Source organism: Xanthomonas vasicola pv. musacearum NCPPB 4379, assembly GCF_000277895.2.
Classification (GTDB): Bacteria; Pseudomonadota; Gammaproteobacteria; order Xanthomonadales; family Xanthomonadaceae; genus Xanthomonas; species Xanthomonas vasicola.
Genome location: NZ_CP034655.1, coordinates 3700001 through 3715726, shown reverse-complemented (window position 1 = coordinate 3715726; position 15726 = coordinate 3700001). Strand labels below are relative to the sequence as shown.

Sequence of the window (15726 nt, the reverse complement as noted above, 5' to 3'; positions counted from 1 at the left end):
TGGGGAAATCACATGAGCAAGGCGAACGAGCGCAGGCAATCGATGTCCAGCGTGCGTACGAGTGGTCCGGTGTTGGGGGGCATATTACTGTTGCTGGCTGCTTGGTTCGGCTGGAACAGTTATGCGCAATGGCGCCAAGCCGCGGTGGCGCAGGACCTGCAGCAGGCGCGCGACCGCGCAGTGCAGGACGTGGGTCAGGCGATGGCCACACAGGCCAGCCAGCTCGACGCCGTGCTCAAGCAGCCGTCGGTCGTCGCTGTGCTGGCCGGTGGCGACGCGCTGGCGGCTGCATCGGCCATCGGCGAGCGCTTCAAGGGCGCCGAGGATGTACAGGTATTGCCTGGCGACCTTGCCGCCTATGCCAACCCGAAGGATTTCGGTTACGCGCGTCTGAGCCTGCTCGAATCGGCGCTGGTGGCCGATCATGCGCAGGTGCGCGTGGTGCGCGACGCCAATCAGGTCCGGGTGGGTGTGGCTGCCGCGGTGCGCCTGGGCGGGCAGCCAGCGGTGGCGTATGCACGCTTGCCGCTATTGCGTCTGACCGGCCCGATGGGCGCGATTGCGGTGCCCGGCAGCGCCTATCTGGCACTGCGCCAGGGCAGTTACAACGTGGCCCAGCAGGGCGATGCCGGGTTGTCCGGTGCGGCCGAAACGCTGGCCAAACCGCTCGGTAGCAGCGGTCTGCGCGTGGCTGCAGCGGTGCCGCAAGGCGATAGCGGCCCGTTGGGCCTGGGCGCCGTTGGTTGCGCGATTGTGGCGGCGCTGCTGCTGATCATTGCCGTGCTGCTGGTGCTGGCCAGCCGGGGGCAGGTGGCCTTGCCACGCCGCCGGGTTGCCGACCAATCCAGCGCCGATGAACCCACCTTCAGTCAGAGCCTGCAGCACGACGCCAGCATTGCCAGCGAAGCGCGCGCGCTGGACATCGAGACCTCGCCCGCAGCGCCGCCGGTGCTGGTGCCGGTGGTGCAGATCGCCACCGAGATGTTCCGCGCCTACGACATCCGTGGTGTGGTGGGAAAAGATTTCAACCCCGGCGTTGCCGCCTTGATCGGCCAGGCCATCGGTAGCGTGATGCAGGCGCAGGGCCTGCGCGATGTGGTGGTCGGCCGCGACGGCCGGCTGTCTGGACCTGAGTTGACCAACGGCCTGATCGAAGGCCTGCGCCGCGCCGGCTGCAATGTCACCGACATCGGCTTGGCGCCGACGCCGGTGGTGTACTTCGGTGCGTACGAGCTGCGTGCCGGCAGCTGCGTAGCGGTGACCGGCAGCCACAATCCGCCGGACTACAACGGCTTCAAGATCGTGATCGGCGGCGAGACCTTGTCCGGCGCAGCCATTGCCGAATTGCATCAGCGCATCAACGAAGGCCGCCTGCATACCGCTGCCACGCCCGGCGAGCTGGAGCAGCGCGATATCAGCGATGCCTACATCCAGCGCATTGCCGACGACGTACAGCTCGATCGCCCGATCAAGGTGGTGGTGGACGCCGGCAACGGCGTCGCCGGTGAGATCGCGCCACGTCTGCTGGAAGCGATCGGCGCCGAAGTGGTTCAGTTGTATTGCGATATCGACGGCACTTTCCCCAATCATCACCCCGACCCGAGCGAGCCGCACAACCTCGACGACCTGGTGAGGATGGTGCAGCGCTTCGATGCGGAGATCGGGGTGGCGTTCGATGGCGACGCCGATCGTCTGGGCGTGGTGACCAAGGAAGGCACGGTGGTATTCCCCGACCGCCTGTTGATGCTGTTCGCCGCCGATGTGCTGCAGCGCAATCCCGGCGCGTTGGTCATCTACGACGTGAAGTGCACCGACAAGCTGTCCGACTACGTGCTGCGCAATGGCGGCAGCCCGTTGATGTGGAAGACCGGGCATTCGCTGATCAAATCCAAGATGCGCGAGACCGATGCCGAGCTGGCCGGTGAGATGAGCGGGCACTTCTTCTTCAAGGAGCGCTGGTACGGCTTCGACGACGGCATCTATGCTGCCGCACGCCTGCTGGAAATCCTCGCCCAGCGCGAGCAGACCCCGTCCGAGGTGTTGGACGCCTTGCCCGAAAGCGTCTCCACGCCGGAGATCAAGGTACCGGTGCAGGGCGATGCGCATGCGCTGGTTACGCGTTTTGTTGAGCGTGCGCAGACCGCCCAAGAATCGCCGTTCGAATCGGCACGGCTGTCGACCATCGATGGCCTGAGGGCGGATTTCGTCGACGGCTGGGGCCTGGTACGCGCTTCCAATACCACGCCGATCCTGGTGCTGCGGTTCGAAGCCGACAGCGAGGCAGCATTGGAGCGGATTCGCGCGCTGTTCCGCAGCGAATTGCAGACCTTGTTGCCGGAGCATCCGTTGGCGTTCTGATTGCCAGATGCGGGCGCCATCTGCGCTGCCTGTTGAGAGGCAGCGCAGCTGGGCCGGCGCGGGGCGCGGCTGACCGCTATCCGATAACTCCCCCGGCGAAAGTGGCCATCAGCGTGTTCCGCCTGTTCCGGTGAGCTCAGCAGGGCCATGTGGTGTGTGGATTGGTGCGGCGTTGTGATCCTCCGGCAACAACCACACTGCGTCCCAGTACGGATACCCGCCGATCTGCTCGGCTAGTCCTGCACGCAACGGCATCGCGACCAATGTGCGGGCGAACTGTCGATGATCGTCCCGTGGCGGAAGCGCCGAAACCTCCATCTGCGGCTGCCACACTGTTCCGCCACGTCCGCGCGCGCGATTGACCGCGTCGGCAGCCATCAGCCGCGCCGTCGCGGCCACTTGCAGCAACACGGCCTTGCCCGGTGCCTGCAGCAACCCGCACCATGCGTCCGGCAGCAGCACCCAGCACAGCAACTGCGCACCTGGCCAATGCCGCGGCAGCGCCAAGCTGGCAGCTGCTGCGCGCGCGCAACGCCAGTCCGCGAACAACGGCACGTTCTGATGCGTGGGCAGTCGCAGATACCAATACGCTGCCTCGCGCATTGTCATGGACATCGGGCGATGAGAGGGTGCGCTGGACATGACCACAGCTTGCCCGCGGCGTAACGACGGCAACATCGGCTGGCGCCCTATTATCGCGTCGGCCACATGCGCAGTGGTGTGTCCGAAAAGCAGGCGTCAACCTTCAGCGATAGCGCTACGCGTCCTGCAATCAGCAGTGCCTCGGTTGATGCGTGCTGATCACGTCAATGCGCTCCGGCGCGCATCACTCACGATGCATCACCACCTAAACAACCCAGTCAGGCATCCGATGCATCGGCAATGCACCGGTCGCATCAATGCGCTGAGGCATCGCTAACAAAATCGATCGCCCAAAGATTTGGTCCAGGAATGCATCTGCATCGGCACATGCAACCGGATCGCATCAACGCGCCATGACGTGCATCAGCGACCATCGATCATCATTAAACAAACATCCAGACCAGACGTTACGGATCAAAGATCGGAACCCCCAATCCCCGCCTCAATGACCCGCCCGATCCCGCTTCCACCCGCGATGCTTCACATCCAGATACAGGCTGTAAAACGCGGTAAACGCCGGGAACAGGTTCTGCAGCACGCCCACCGAATCCTGCTTCGCCGAAAACACGAAATAGCTCAGCGTCATCAGGCTGCCGACCACGCTCATGTACCAAAACAAGCGCGGAATCACCGGTTTGCCGGCGCGTTTGGAGGCCACGAACTGCACCAGCCAGCGGCCGCCGAACATCAGCGCGCCGACATAGCCGATCAGCTTCCAGCCGGTGACGTGGATCCCGGTCCAGTAAAGCCAGGTCAGTGGTTGGTCGAGAAAGGACGGATCCATCAGCGTTCCTGCACCACGGTGCGCTTGCTGCGGGTGATCAGCCACGCCACACCGCGCAGGTCGCGGATGCCGACCAGGGCGCGATTGAGATTGTTGTATTTGGAGACGCCAGCGGTGCGATGGCGATGGTTGACCGGCACGCTCACCGTACGCCAGCCGGCGCGTTGCATCAGCGCCGGCAGGTAGCGGTGCATATGGTCGAAGTAGGGCAGGTCCAGAAACGCCTCACGCTCAAACAGCTTGATGCCGCATCCTGTGTCGGGCGTGTTGTCGCGCAGCATGCGCGAGCGGATCGCGTTAGCCCACTTGCTGGCCCAGCGCTTGGAGCCGGAATCCTGGCGATTGACCCGCCAGCCGGCGAACAGCTTCACCTGCGCCTGCGCCTGGCTGCGCGCGATGAGCAGCTTGGGGATGTCGGCCGGATCGTTCTGGCCGTCGCCATCGAGCGTGGCGATCCAGCTGGCGCGTGCGGCCTTCACCCCGCTGCGCACCGCCGTGCTCTGGCCGCTCTGGGTGACGTGATGCAGCACGCGCAGTTCCGGCGTGGTGCTCTTCAGGCCCTGCAGCACTGCCAGCGTGTCGTCGCGCGAATGATCGTCGACGTACACGATTTCGAAGGCCACCACGCCGCGCAGGGCGCTGACGATTTCGCCCACCAGCGTGGCGACGTTATCGCGCTCGTTGAACACCGGGACGACGACGGACAGCTGAGGTTGGCTCATGGATGCAGGGTGGCCGGATGAAGGCTGAGCGAAAAGATCGCGCATTGTGCCCTGACTCTCTGAGTCAGGCATGAAGCAAGCATGCGTTATGCGAATCGGAGCGATCGGGAAGCGGTCTGGAGCGTGTGGCGCGTACCAGAGAGAGTCACACTGCGTGGGTGAGTGGGCACATCGTGCATTTCGGCGCAGCCGTGCAGGAGTCTTGCGCCGCGACTTGCTCTGTTCGCCGCACGCGATCAGATGCTGCAAGGGCGAAAATAGGCGTCACGGTCCCCGCAACATCGTAGCCCAGCCCGCAGCCCGGGCCGTGGCGCAACACCCTACGCCGCGCACGCCAATCAACCACAAACGCGCCCAACCCTATCGACTCCCGACAAGCCCTAGGCGCGCTCGCCGAAATACTGCCGGCACCAAGCCACCACCTGCGGTAACCCACGCTCGACTGGGGTGGCCGGATCGAACCCGAAGGCGGCCCGCGCGCGCTGGGTGTCGGCCATGGTGCGGATCATGTCGCCCGGCTGCATCGGCCGGTAGACCTTCTCGGCCGGGCGGCCTGCGGCCTGCGCGATCACGTCGATGAAGTATTCCAGCTCCACCGGCGTGTGGTTGCCCAGGTTGAACACCCGGTGCGGCACCGGCTCGCTGCCGGGCGTATCCAGCGCGCCCAGCACGCCGGCCACGATGTCGTCGACGAACGTGAAATCGCGCTGCATCTTGCCGTGGTTGAACACCTCGATCGGCCGCCCCGCCAGCACCGCGCGGCTGAAGATCAACGGCGCCATGTCCGGCCGGCCCCACGGCCCGTATACGGTAAAAAAGCGCAGCCCGGTCGCACGCAGGCCGTACAGCTGCGCGTAGGTGTAGCCCATCAGTTCATTGGCCGCCTTGGTCGCCGCATACAACGAACGCGGCTGATCCACGCGCTGGTCTTCGGAAAACGGCGGGGTAGCCGAATCGCCGTACACCGAGCTACTGGAGGCGTACACCAGGTGCTGCACGCCGCGGTGCCGGCACAGCTCGAGCATATTGACGAAGCCAACCAGGTTGCTGTCGACGTAGGCAGACGGGTTCTCCAGCGAATACCGCACGCCTGCCTGCGCAGCCAGATGCACCACGCGTGTGGGCTGGATCTCATCGAACAACGCAGCCAGGCCATCGCGATCGGTCAGGTCCAGCGTGCGGATATCGAGGCCGGGGCACAGCGCCGCCACGCGGTCGTGCTTGAGCTGCGGGTCGTAGTAGCTGTTGTAGTTGTCCAACCCCACCACCGTCTCGCCGCGGGCCGCCAGCGCGCGGCAGGTGTAGGCACCGATGAAGCCGGCAGCGCCGGTGACGAGAATGGTCATGGCTGTGATCCTGGGAAATGCGGAAACAAAAGGCCGGCGCAACTGATCTGCACGTGCGGCGCGCCGCAGACATCGCCGCGTACGGCGTCGGCGCTTTGATGCTGTTGACGCGCCTGCGATGCGCAGCGCGTCAGGCGTGATTCGCACTGGTAGCAGCTCATGCGGTGCTCCGGGTAAAGGCTGCAGCGCGCCATGCGTGTTCGTTCACCGCAGGGCGAGCGGTGCTTCGCTGGCAAGCTTGGCCTTGCGTTCGGCTCTGAACTTCCACCACGGCTGCGCCGCCTCGCCGTCCATGAAGCGCAGGATCGACAGGAACACATCGATCATGCATGGGTCGTGCAGTACGCCGGTGCGCAGGCACAGCTGTGCATGCATGTCGTAGGCATCACGACCGCGCAGCTGCGCAGGCACGCGGATGCCGATCAGGTGCAGATCCTTTTCGCAGGCCAGCCCGACGTTGGGCAGGTCGGTCAGCTGCAGCAGATGCTGGCGGTCCACCTTGGCGGGATTCATGGCCGGCGAGGATCCAGTTGGATGCGCAACAGCGATCAGCTGCGCTGCAGACGTAGACGTTCGAGCACACCGTCCAGCGTGTCCAGATCGGTGTAATGGATCACCAGCTTGCCCTTGCCGCCGCGGCCGTGATTGAACACCACCTTGGTGCCCAGCGACTCGGACAGTTCGGTTTCCAGCGAGGCGATATCGGCCTGCGGGGCCACCGGTGCCGGTTTGCCCTTGCGCAGCGAGCCGGGCACCTTGCCGGCGGCGAACTGCTGTGCGCGATGTTCGACTTCGCGCACCGACCAGCCCTGGTCGGCCGCTTCCTGCGCCAGCTTGCTGGCCAGTTCCGGCGCCAGGGTGAGCAGCGCACGCGCATGGCCCATTTCCAGGCGGCGGGTTTCCAGCAGCACGCGGATCGCTACCGGCAATTCCAGCAGCCGCAGCAGGTTGGAGACCGACGCACGCGAACGCCCCACCGCACCGGCGGCTTCGGCATGGGTCAGCGAAAATTCGTCGATCAGCCGCTGCAGCGCCTGCGCTTCTTCCAACGGATTGAGGTCTTCGCGCTGGATGTTTTCGATCAGCGCCATCGCGATGACGGTGCGGTCGTCCAGCTCGCGTACCACCACCGGCACCTCGGTCAGCCCGGCCAGCTGCGAGGCGCGCCAGCGGCGTTCGCCAGCCACGATCTCGAACTGCCCCGGCGCCAGCGCGCGCGCCACGATCGGCTGGATCACGCCCTGGGCCTTGATCGACTCCGCCAGCTCGGCCAGCTTGACCTCGTCCATCTCCCGGCGCGGCTGGTACTTGCCCGGCTGCAACTGGGTCACCGGCAACTGGCGCAAGCTGTCGCCCGGCTGCAACGCGTCTTCGCTGGCGGCGCTTGGCGCTGCGGCGGCGGCCGCGCCCTTCGGTCCCAACAGCGCTTCCAGGCCACGGCCCAGGCCACGCTTCTTTGCGGGCATCGGCTTGTTCATCAGACGGTCTCCACCGGCCGGTAGGTCTTATTTCGGTCGTTCTGGCGGCGCACGATCTCGCCGGCCAGCCCGAGGTAAGCCACCCCACCACGCGAGGTGCGGTCGTAACCGACGATGCTCTGGCCATGGCTGGGTGCCTCGGCCAGGCGGACGTTGCGCGGCACGATGGTGCGGAACACCTTGTCGCCGAAATGCTCGGTCAACTCCGCCGACACCGCATTGGCCAGGTTGTTGCGGATGTCGAACATGGTGCGCAGCACGCCTTCTATTTCCAGCTCCGGGTTGAGGTTGGCGCGCAGCGCTTCGATGGTTTCCAGCAGCGCGGTTAGCCCTTCCAGGGCGTAGTACTCGCACTGCATCGGCACAATGATCGAATCGGCCGCAGTCAACGCATTGAGCGTGAGCAGCGACAACGCCGGCGGGCAGTCGATCAGGATGAAGTCATATTCGTTGCGGATCGGCGCCAATGCTCGCTTGAGCCGCTGTTCGCGCTCGCCCTGGTCCATCAGCTGGATCTCGGCGGCGGTCAGGTCGATGTTGCCCGGCAGCAGGTCGAAGCCTTCCGGCGCGGTCACCCGAATCTCGGCGGCGGTGTTTTCGCCCAGCAGCAGATCGCAGGTGGAGGCGGCCACATCGCGCTTGTCGATGCCGCTGCCCATGGTGGCGTTGCCCTGCGAGTCCAGATCCACCAGCAACACACGCTTGGGCGCGCGCGCCAGGCCGGCCGCCAGATTGACTGCGGTCGTGGTCTTGCCGACGCCGCCTTTCTGGTTGGCAATGGCGATGATCCGGGCCATGCGGGAGAGCCTCGTGGGCGAAGAGTAAGACCGGCCATTATGCGGGCAGGGCGTCGGATCGGGAAATGCCGCCCGCGGCGGTACGCCGCACGGGCGGGAATGACGCAGGCGTCGGTCAACCGGTGGGCGAGGCGCCACCGGGTGGCTCCTTCATGGCCCGGTAGCGCTGCAGGATGTCGGCGATCTCGCTGTCCAGCGCCACCCGTTGCTGCTCGAAGCTGGTCTGCAGACGCAACTGCGCCATCAAATCGCGATGGCGTTGCTGGATGTCGGCTGCCAGCTTGTCGGCCACCGCCTGTCCGGCCAGCTCACGGTCGCCGGCGCTACGCAGCATGCTGGCCAGCCCCTCACGCAGGCTGGTCACGTTGAAGCGCGCGGTATGGATGTTGTTGTCGACGATGACGATGCGCTCGTTGAACACCCGGCGCAGGTCGTCCTCGCTCTGATAGGACATCAACATGGCCTGGTCGGTGCGCTGGCGCATCTGCTCGGCGGCCAGATCGGCCTGGCGTTGCTGCTCGCTGGCCGCGGCGGCAGTGCGCTCGTCGCTGCTCATCGCGCGCTGCACCTCGGCGCTGCGCATACCGCTCTTGGCGTTGAATTCGTCACGCGCCTGGTTCACTGCCTCCGGCGGCAGCGTATCGCTGCACACACGGGCGCCGTTCTGGTTCCAGCAATACAGCTTCTTGGCTGTCGCCTTGTCTTGCGCACCGGCCGGTACGGCAACGGCAAATGTCGCAGCGACATTTGCCGCGATGGCGGCGAATAACGCCAAACGTGTGTGTATTGGCATCATCGCAGCCCCCTGTCGCCTGCCGTCAGCCTGTGGTGTCGGTCCCGTAGCGGCCACGATAGGCCAACAGCGGTTCCCGGAAGTCCACAAGGTCGGCGTTTCTTGCCGCAAAAGCAAGCAGGTCGCCCAGGTTTGCCACCGCAATCACCGGAATGCCGGCCTCGGCGGCGACTGCCTGAGCGGCAGAACGGCGATCCTGCTCGGAGGCGATCTCCTGGCGGTCCAGCGCCACCACGATGCCCGACGGAACCCCGCCTGCGGCGCGGATAATCCCCAGCGCCTCACGGATCGCGGTGCCGGCGGTGATCACGTCATCGACGATCAACACTTTGCGCCCGGCCAGCGGCGCGCCGATCAGGGTGCCGCCTTCGCCATGGTCCTTGGCTTCCTTGCGGTTGAACGCCAGCGGCAGGTCGCGCCCGCGCCCGGCATAGGCGCACGCCAGCGCGGTCGCCAACGGGATGCCCTTGTAGGCCGGCCCGAACAACAGGTCGAAGTCCACCCCGGCCGCATCGATCGCATCGGCATAGCACTGCGCCAGCTGCGCGGTCTTGACGCCCGAATCGAAGCGCCCGGCATTGAAGAAGTACGGGCTGAGTCGCCCGGACTTGAGCGTGAACTCGCCAAAGCGCAGGGCATCGGCGCCCAGGGCCAGCTGCAGGAAACGGGTGCGGTGGTCGGTCATTGGCCAGGAATGGGGAATAGGGAATCGGGAATGGTAAACGCATCGCGCGCCGGCAGCCTTCCGCATGCGCCTGGGGTAGGCTTTACGATTCTCCATCCCCAATTTCCCATTCCCGGCCCCTATGCGCATCATCAGTTTCAACGCCAACGGCCTGCGCTCGGCCGCCAGCAAGGGATTCTTCGCGTGGTTCGCCGCCCAGGACGCCGACGTACTGTGCGTGCAGGAGACCAAGGCCCAGGAGCACCAACTGGCCGGGCCCGACTTCCTGCCCACCGGCTACAAGGCCTGGTTCCGCGACGCCAGCACCAAGAAGGGCTACAGCGGCGTGGCGATCTACAGCCGGCACGAGCCCGATGAGGTGCGTACCGCGCTGGGCTGGCCCGAGTTCGACGAAGAAGGCCGTTATATCGAAGCGCGCTTCGGCAACCTCAGCGTGGTGTCCTTCTATATTCCCTCCGGCTCCTCGGGCGAGTTGCGCCAGGGCTACAAGTTCCAGGTAATGGAATGGCTGCGGCCAATCCTGGACGAATGGCTGGCCAGTGGCCGCCAGTACGTGCTGTGCGGCGACTGGAACATCGTGCGCACTGCACTGGACATCAAGAACTGGAAATCCAACCAGAAGAACTCCGGCTGCCTGCCGCCCGAGCGCGACTGGCTCAACGGCCTGTGCGCCGACGTGCCAGAAGACGCCAACGCCGCCGAAGGCCGCGGCTGGGTCGACAGCTACCGCGTGCTGCATCCACAAGGCCAGGACTACACCTGGTGGAGCAACCGCGGCGCTGCGCGCACCAACAATGTCGGTTGGCGCATCGACTACCAACTGGTCACCCCCGGCCTGCGCGACACCTTGAAGGCCTGCTCGATCTACCGCGAAGAGCGCTTCTCCGACCACGCGCCCTACATCGTGGATTACGCGCAGTGAGACAGGCGAGGTCAGTGGTTTGCGCAACATCGCGCCAGCGTTTTACTGAACAAGGCGACAGCCTTGCTGGCAGCATCGCCATTCGGCCACGCTTCGGGCAATGCAGCTCGCGCGGTGGCTCTCAGACGCCATCACGCGGTCTGTCGATGGCGAGCAAGGCGTTTCTCTTCGGGACGGCCCAGCGTCGTGGCGATGCCGCACACACCGTCGCAGGCATGACTTCGGCGGCGATGGTTGTTGTCGACGGCGCGCTGCACGCAGCGGCGCAGTCTGCCTTGCCCGCCACAGCTACCGGCGTTCGTTCTCACCGGTTTGACGCATGACCAAGCCCGCATCCACTTATAAAGGCTGGCGCGGCATCCAGCGCGCCTTCGCCACGCCATCGGCGGCGACCATGGCGCTGCTCGGCTTCGGCAGTGGTCTTCCGTTCCTGCTGATCGCCTCGCAGACCTTGTCGACCCGCTTGCGCGACGTGGGGCTGGACCTGGGCAGCATCGGCTTGATCAGCCTGGCCAGCTTCTTCTATCTGCTCAAGTTTCTGTGGGCGCCGCTGATCGACCGCTATGCGTTTCCGCTCACCGCGTTTCTGGGGCGTCGTCGTTCCTGGCTGTTGGTGGCGCAGATCGGCGTCACCATCGGCCTGTTCGCGCTGGCATTTTCGCGCCCGGATCTGAGCGTTACGGGCTTGGTGGGCTGGGTGTTGTTTGCCTCGTTCTGGGGTGCCACCCAGGACTCGGTGGTGGATGCCTACCGCATCGAAATCGCTCCGGATGCCGCGCAGGCCGCGCTAGCGGCAACTTACACGCTGGGCTACCGCATCGGCCTGATCCTGGGCGGTGCAGGCGCGTTGTACATGGCCCAATACCTCGATTGGACGTGGGCGTACGTGGGTATGGCCGCACTGATGCTGGTGCCGATCGTCACCACCTTGCTGTGCCGCGAGCCCGACCGTCCCGAGGCGACCGTGGTGCGTCGCATCGATGTGGTCGGCGCCTTCTGGCAGCCGATTTCCAGTTTCTTCTCCAGCAATGGGCTGGCGATGGGTGTCGTGCTGCTGCTGTTCGTGGGCTTGTACAAGTTTCCCGACCAAGTGATCGACGTCATGGCGGGGCCGTTCTACCTGGATTCGGGCTTCACCAAAGCCGATATCGCCACCGTCTCCAAACTGTTCGGCGTCTGGATGGGCATCGTCGGTGCCTTCGCTGGCGGTGCCGCAATCGCCGCGTTCGGGTTCCGGCGCATGTTGCTGGTAGCCGCGTTGGGTGTGGCGTTATCCAACCTGGCGTTCCTGCTGATGGCGCACAACCCCGGTAAGCTGTGGGCGTTCTATGCCGCGCTCAGCGCCGATAACCTGTTCCAGGGGTTTGCCGCCACGGTGCTGGTGGCCTTCATGTCTTCGTTGACCGACCGCAACTTCACCGCCACCCAGTACGCGTTGCTGGTCTCGCTGGCCAATCTGCCGGGCAAGTTCGCAGGTGGTGTGTCCGGATTCCTCGTCCAGGCGACTTCGTACAGCACGTTCTTCATCCTCAGCGCCCTGACCGTCATTCCCACCCTGATGCTGCTGGCTTGGTTGTGGCCGCGGCTGTTGGCGCACGACAGACGACCGGATTGAAACGTCCGCAAAGGTTGCCGATGATGTCCGCGGGGCAGCGCATTGCACGAGGCAGGGCATGACCGATTTGGTATTGCGTGACATCGACCCGGTGCTGGTAGACCGTATTCGCCGCATTTCCGTCGCACGTGGCTGGACCCAGCACCAGACCGTCATGCATCTGCTCGAACAAGGCCTGTTCGCCAGCGAATACGAGGTCACTGGCGGCCTGCAGCACCCGGAGGTCGATGCCCTGGCCGAAGCGATCGCCGCGCTCAAGGCGCTGCCGGCGGGAAATAATCCCTAGCGCTGCAGTCGCTCCATCGAGCCTGGAATAGACCGACCGGCTCACGCCGGATAGATCGCTCCCAACAACCGTGGCCCGGCCGCTCCAGTCACCGAAGGCAGATTGGCTGCGCGCCCGGCCAGCAGCTCGGCTGCCAACCAGGCAAAGCCCATCGCTTCCAGGTAATCCGGGTCCAGTCCGTGGCGCGCGCTGGATTCCACCACCACGCCCGGCAGCCGCGCCGCCAGTCGCGCCAACAGCACCGGGTTACGCACGCCGCCGCCGCAGACCAGCACGCGACGCGTGGTTGGCTGCAGCCGCAGCAAGGCATCGGCCACGCTGGCAGCGGTGAGTTCGAGCAAGGTCGCCTGCACATCGGCGGCATCCAGCGTCGCGCTGCCCATCGCCTGCAGGGCCCAGTCCAGATGGAATTGCTCGCGCCCGGTGCTCTTGGGCGGTGGCAACGCAAACCACGGATCGGCCAACAGCGTCTGCAGCACCGCTGCATCGACGCGCCCGCTGGCCGCAAACGCGCCATCGACATCGAACGACGTGCCGCGATGGCGTTGGCACCAGCTGTCCAGCAGCGCATTGGCCGGGCCGGTATCGAATCCCAGCACCGCGCCATCGCGCGGAATCAAGGTCAGATTGCCGATCCCACCCAGATTGAGTACGGCGCGGTCTTCGTCGCCTGCGCCCAGCATGGCCAGATGGAAGGCCGGCATCAGTGGCGCGCCCTGGCCACCGGCGGCCACGTCGCGACGGCGGAAATCGGCCACCGTGGTGATGCCGGTGTGCTCGGCAATTCGGCTGGCATCGCCGATCTGCCAGGTGAAGGCCGGGTCGGCCTTTGGCCGGTGGCGGATGGTTTGCCCATGCGAGCCGATCGCGTGAATCTGCCGGCGCGCCACGCCGCTGTCGCGGATCAACTGATTGGCCGCCGCCGCGAATGCCAGCCCCACCTGCGCATCCAACTGCCCCAGCGCATCGATGGCCACGGTCTCGGCGCCCTGGCCGAGCGCCACCAAGGTCTCGCGCAACTGCGGCTCCCACGCCACCGTCGTCCCGGCCACCAATTCGCAGCGGCGGTGGGTGTCATCGGCAAAGCGTACCAGTGCCGCATCGATGCCGTCGGCGCTGGTGCCCGACATCAGGCCCAGATAAAGAGGGGAGTCAACGTGTTCCAGGACAGGCATGCCGAGGCCAAATATGCACGGTCGGCCAGCTTGTGCAGCTGTGCCATGTCCGTCAACTCGTCTTGCATCTGGAAATAGATGCGCAGCGGGAAATCACCGCGGCACCGGTACCTGCGCTACGCGCGTTGCCGCCGATCGGGGGAGGCTTCGAGATTGCCCGCAAGCCGCAGGCATCTCTAATGAACGCGTTCACGGCATGCGGGGCGACAGGTCAGGCCCAACACCGTGTGCGCGAAGTCGGGCCGTCATTGCGCATAGTTGGTTGCAGCAAGTGCCCGCACGGCAGCTCGCCGCGCGTCATCACTGCACGCGATGTCAGCTTCGGCGGACCTTGCACTGTGCAACCACCTCAACGGCCGGCGCAGTTGCTCAGCCGCACGCAATTAGCCGCGCGACTTGCCATTGGCAGGCTTGCCCGCATCGGCGTAGATCAGCTTCTCCATCCCTTCTATGCGCGCCATGGCTGGCGCCGTCTGCGCACGGAAGGCCGCCAGCTCGGCGCCCTGCAGTGGTTCCGGTGGCGGCATCGTCACCGACATCGGGTTGCGCTGCTGCCCGGCCACGCGGAATTCATAATGCAGGTGCGGTCCGGTGGCCATGCCGGTCATGCCGACATAGCCGATCACGGTGCCCTGGTTGATGTGCTGCCCGGCCTTGATCTTGCCGAAGCGCGACATGTGCCCGTACAGGGTGCTGTAGTTCTTGCCGTGATCCAGGATCACCACGTTGCCGTAACCGCGCTGGGTGCCGACAAACACCACCCGCGCATCGCCAGCCGCCATGATCGGCGTCCCCGAGGCGGCCGCGTAGTCCACGCCCTTGTGCATGCGCATGGTCCCCAGTACCGGATGCATGCGCGCACCGAAGGTGGAGCTGATCCGGCTATAGGCCACCGGCATGCGGATGAAGCTTTTCTTCAGCGGCCGGCCATTGATATCAAAGTACTCGGCCGGCTTGCCGGCGCGCTCGAAGCGGAAGCCGGTGTAGGTCTTGCCGCCAGTGGTGAACGTTGCCGCCAGGATGTCGCCGGTGCTGATCCGCTCGCCTTCGCGCCAGGTCTCATCCATCACCACGCTGAAACGGTCGCCGGGCTGCAGATCTTTGTCGAAGTCGATGTCGTACTTGAAGATCTCGTCGGTCATGATCGCTACCGCCGCTGGCGATAGCCCAGATTTGTTGGCCGATGCATAGAGCGAACTGCTGATCTCGCCGCTAGCCACCACCGTGCGCGTGGTGGTCGCGCGCTCGGTGACGTTCTCGCGCACGCTGTCGCCCAGCAGGCGCAGCTCCACCCGATGACTGTCGTCGCGATCAAAGCGCAGTGCGCGCAACTGCCCCGGTGTCGGCATATCGAAAGCGATCTCTGCGCCCGGACGCAGCTTGGTCAGCGCCTCCTTGGTGCCGGGATGCGCCAGCACCTGATACATCACCGTGGTCGGAATCCCCAGCTCGCCGAACAAGGTGCTCAGCGTCTGGCCTGGCTTGACCTGCAGAATTTCCCAATCGGTACTCGGCGCCAGCTGCTTTCGGCTGGGCAGCAGCGGCGGCAACGGCAATGCCAGCGTGGAAGGGCTGGAAAGCGGTGTGTCGATCGCGCTGGAGAAGCCCGGCACAATCGTGGCAACTAGCGCGCCGATCGTGGCGAACAGGCTGGCATGGATCCAATGGCGGCGGGTCCAACGGTCGTTGAATGCTGCCGGAAGATGCGCCTTGAGCTTGCGATGCAGTGCAGTGTCGTGGAGGACGTGGAGGCGTTCTTGAAAGCGCCGCTTGCGTGCACGGCCCTGCTCTGAATTCTGCATCGTTCAAATTCCTAACTGGCTCGAAGTGCGAGCCCAATCGCCGGTACCATAGAGAGCCTGTAACAGCGCGTCAAACCATTGAGCCTGTTCATTATTTTCGTTTGGCGCAAAATTAACTCGCGTTTAACATAATTCACGTTTTTGACGGCAAGCGCCGCTGGAGTCTGTGGTTGGCCACTATCGAAGAATCCCTCGCACTCATCGGCCGTGGCGCTGAAGAGATCCTCAAGCTCGATCAGCTCGAAGTACGGCTGAAATCAGGCATGCCATTGCGGGTGAAGGCCGGCTTCGATCCCACCGCGCCGGATCTGCACCTGGGCC

The 15726-nt window shown here is 65.1% G+C and carries 16 protein-coding genes (1 of these 16 running past the window's edge); 5 read left to right on the top strand and 11 right to left on the bottom strand.

What is annotated here, in order from left to right:
- Nucleotides 1-12: 12 nt before the first annotated feature.
- Entirely contained in the window at nucleotides 13-2358 is a 2346-nt protein-coding gene (locus KWO_RS17165) for a phosphomannomutase/phosphoglucomutase (RefSeq protein WP_017112244.1), read from the top strand.
- Between the two features lie 108 nt (nucleotides 2359-2466).
- Here KWO_RS17165 and KWO_RS17160 read toward each other — a convergent pair whose 3' ends face one another.
- The 9 genes from KWO_RS17160 to pyrE form a co-directional block, all read right to left on the bottom strand.
- Nucleotides 2467-3036, bottom strand: a complete 570-nt coding sequence (locus tag KWO_RS17160) for a hypothetical protein (RefSeq protein WP_026113207.1) — start codon at nucleotides 3034-3036, stop codon at nucleotides 2467-2469.
- A gap of 406 nt (nucleotides 3037-3442) precedes the next feature.
- Nucleotides 3443-3784 carry a lipid-A-disaccharide synthase N-terminal domain-containing protein gene (locus KWO_RS17155; protein ID WP_010374733.1) on the bottom strand — a complete coding sequence of 114 codons (342 nt, stop codon included), beginning with the start codon at nucleotides 3782-3784 and terminating at the stop codon, nucleotides 3443-3445.
- The gene (locus KWO_RS17150) at nucleotides 3784-4506 is read right to left on the bottom strand and encodes a glycosyltransferase family 2 protein (protein WP_003489074.1); all 723 of its coding nucleotides are present in this window, start codon (nucleotides 4504-4506) and stop codon (nucleotides 3784-3786) included. The genes KWO_RS17155 and KWO_RS17150 overlap by 1 nt, the downstream gene beginning before the upstream one ends.
- 380 nt (nucleotides 4507-4886) lie before the next feature.
- Nucleotides 4887-5852, bottom strand: coding sequence for an SDR family NAD(P)-dependent oxidoreductase (locus KWO_RS17145; RefSeq protein WP_010381966.1), 966 nt, complete (start codon nucleotides 5850-5852; stop codon nucleotides 4887-4889).
- A gap of 204 nt (nucleotides 5853-6056) precedes the next feature.
- Nucleotides 6057-6365: a helix-hairpin-helix domain-containing protein gene (locus KWO_RS17135; RefSeq protein ID WP_010381973.1), complete on the bottom strand. Its 309-nt coding sequence runs from the start codon at nucleotides 6363-6365 to the stop codon at nucleotides 6057-6059.
- Between the two features lie 35 nt (nucleotides 6366-6400).
- Nucleotides 6401-7330, bottom strand: coding sequence for a ParB/RepB/Spo0J family partition protein (locus KWO_RS17130; RefSeq protein ID WP_010374720.1), 930 nt, complete (start codon nucleotides 7328-7330; stop codon nucleotides 6401-6403).
- The gene (locus tag KWO_RS17125; RefSeq protein WP_010374718.1) at nucleotides 7330-8127 is read right to left on the bottom strand and encodes a ParA family protein; all 798 of its coding nucleotides are present in this window, start codon (nucleotides 8125-8127) and stop codon (nucleotides 7330-7332) included. Before KWO_RS17125 ends, KWO_RS17130 begins: the two co-directional genes overlap by 1 nt.
- Before the next feature lie 115 nt (nucleotides 8128-8242).
- Nucleotides 8243-8923: a hypothetical protein gene (locus KWO_RS17120; RefSeq protein WP_042504360.1), complete on the bottom strand. Its 681-nt coding sequence runs from the start codon at nucleotides 8921-8923 to the stop codon at nucleotides 8243-8245.
- Nucleotides 8924-8945: 22 nt separating this feature from the next.
- Entirely contained in the window at nucleotides 8946-9605 is a 660-nt protein-coding gene (gene pyrE, locus KWO_RS17115; RefSeq protein WP_010381976.1) for an orotate phosphoribosyltransferase, read from the bottom strand.
- Between the two features lie 121 nt (nucleotides 9606-9726).
- On the opposite strand from pyrE, the gene KWO_RS17110 reads away from it, so the two are divergent.
- The 3 genes from KWO_RS17110 (at nucleotide 9727) to KWO_RS17100 (ending at nucleotide 12428) form a co-directional block, all read left to right on the top strand.
- Complete coding sequence (locus KWO_RS17110) at nucleotides 9727-10527, top strand: exodeoxyribonuclease III (RefSeq protein ID WP_010381978.1); 801 nt, start codon at nucleotides 9727-9729, stop codon at nucleotides 10525-10527.
- A gap of 319 nt (nucleotides 10528-10846) precedes the next feature.
- Nucleotides 10847-12142: an AmpG family muropeptide MFS transporter gene (locus tag KWO_RS17105; RefSeq protein ID WP_010381983.1), complete on the top strand. Its 1296-nt coding sequence runs from the start codon at nucleotides 10847-10849 to the stop codon at nucleotides 12140-12142.
- 58 nt (nucleotides 12143-12200) lie between these two features.
- Nucleotides 12201-12428 (top strand): hypothetical protein, encoded by a 228-nt coding sequence (locus tag KWO_RS17100; protein WP_003489057.1) that lies wholly within the window; start codon nucleotides 12201-12203, stop codon nucleotides 12426-12428.
- A gap of 41 nt (nucleotides 12429-12469) precedes the next feature.
- On the opposite strand, the gene KWO_RS17095 is transcribed toward KWO_RS17100, so the two are convergent.
- On the bottom strand, nucleotides 12470-13603 hold the full coding sequence (locus KWO_RS17095) for an anhydro-N-acetylmuramic acid kinase (RefSeq protein ID WP_010381985.1): 1134 nt from the start codon (nucleotides 13601-13603) through the stop codon (nucleotides 12470-12472).
- A 383-nt stretch (nucleotides 13604-13986) separates the two neighbouring features.
- Nucleotides 13987-15405: a M23 family metallopeptidase gene (locus KWO_RS17090; protein WP_010374695.1), complete on the bottom strand. Its 1419-nt coding sequence runs from the start codon at nucleotides 15403-15405 to the stop codon at nucleotides 13987-13989.
- A 170-nt stretch (nucleotides 15406-15575) separates the two neighbouring features.
- Here KWO_RS17090 and tyrS point away from each other — a divergent pair, with 170 nt between their 5' ends.
- Nucleotides 15576-15726, top strand: the start of a protein-coding gene (gene tyrS / locus KWO_RS17085) for a tyrosine--tRNA ligase (RefSeq protein ID WP_010374689.1). Its footprint extends 1061 nt past the window's final position; 151 of the gene's 1212 nt are visible here — the first part of the coding sequence; its start codon is at nucleotides 15576-15578; the stop codon falls past the right edge of the window.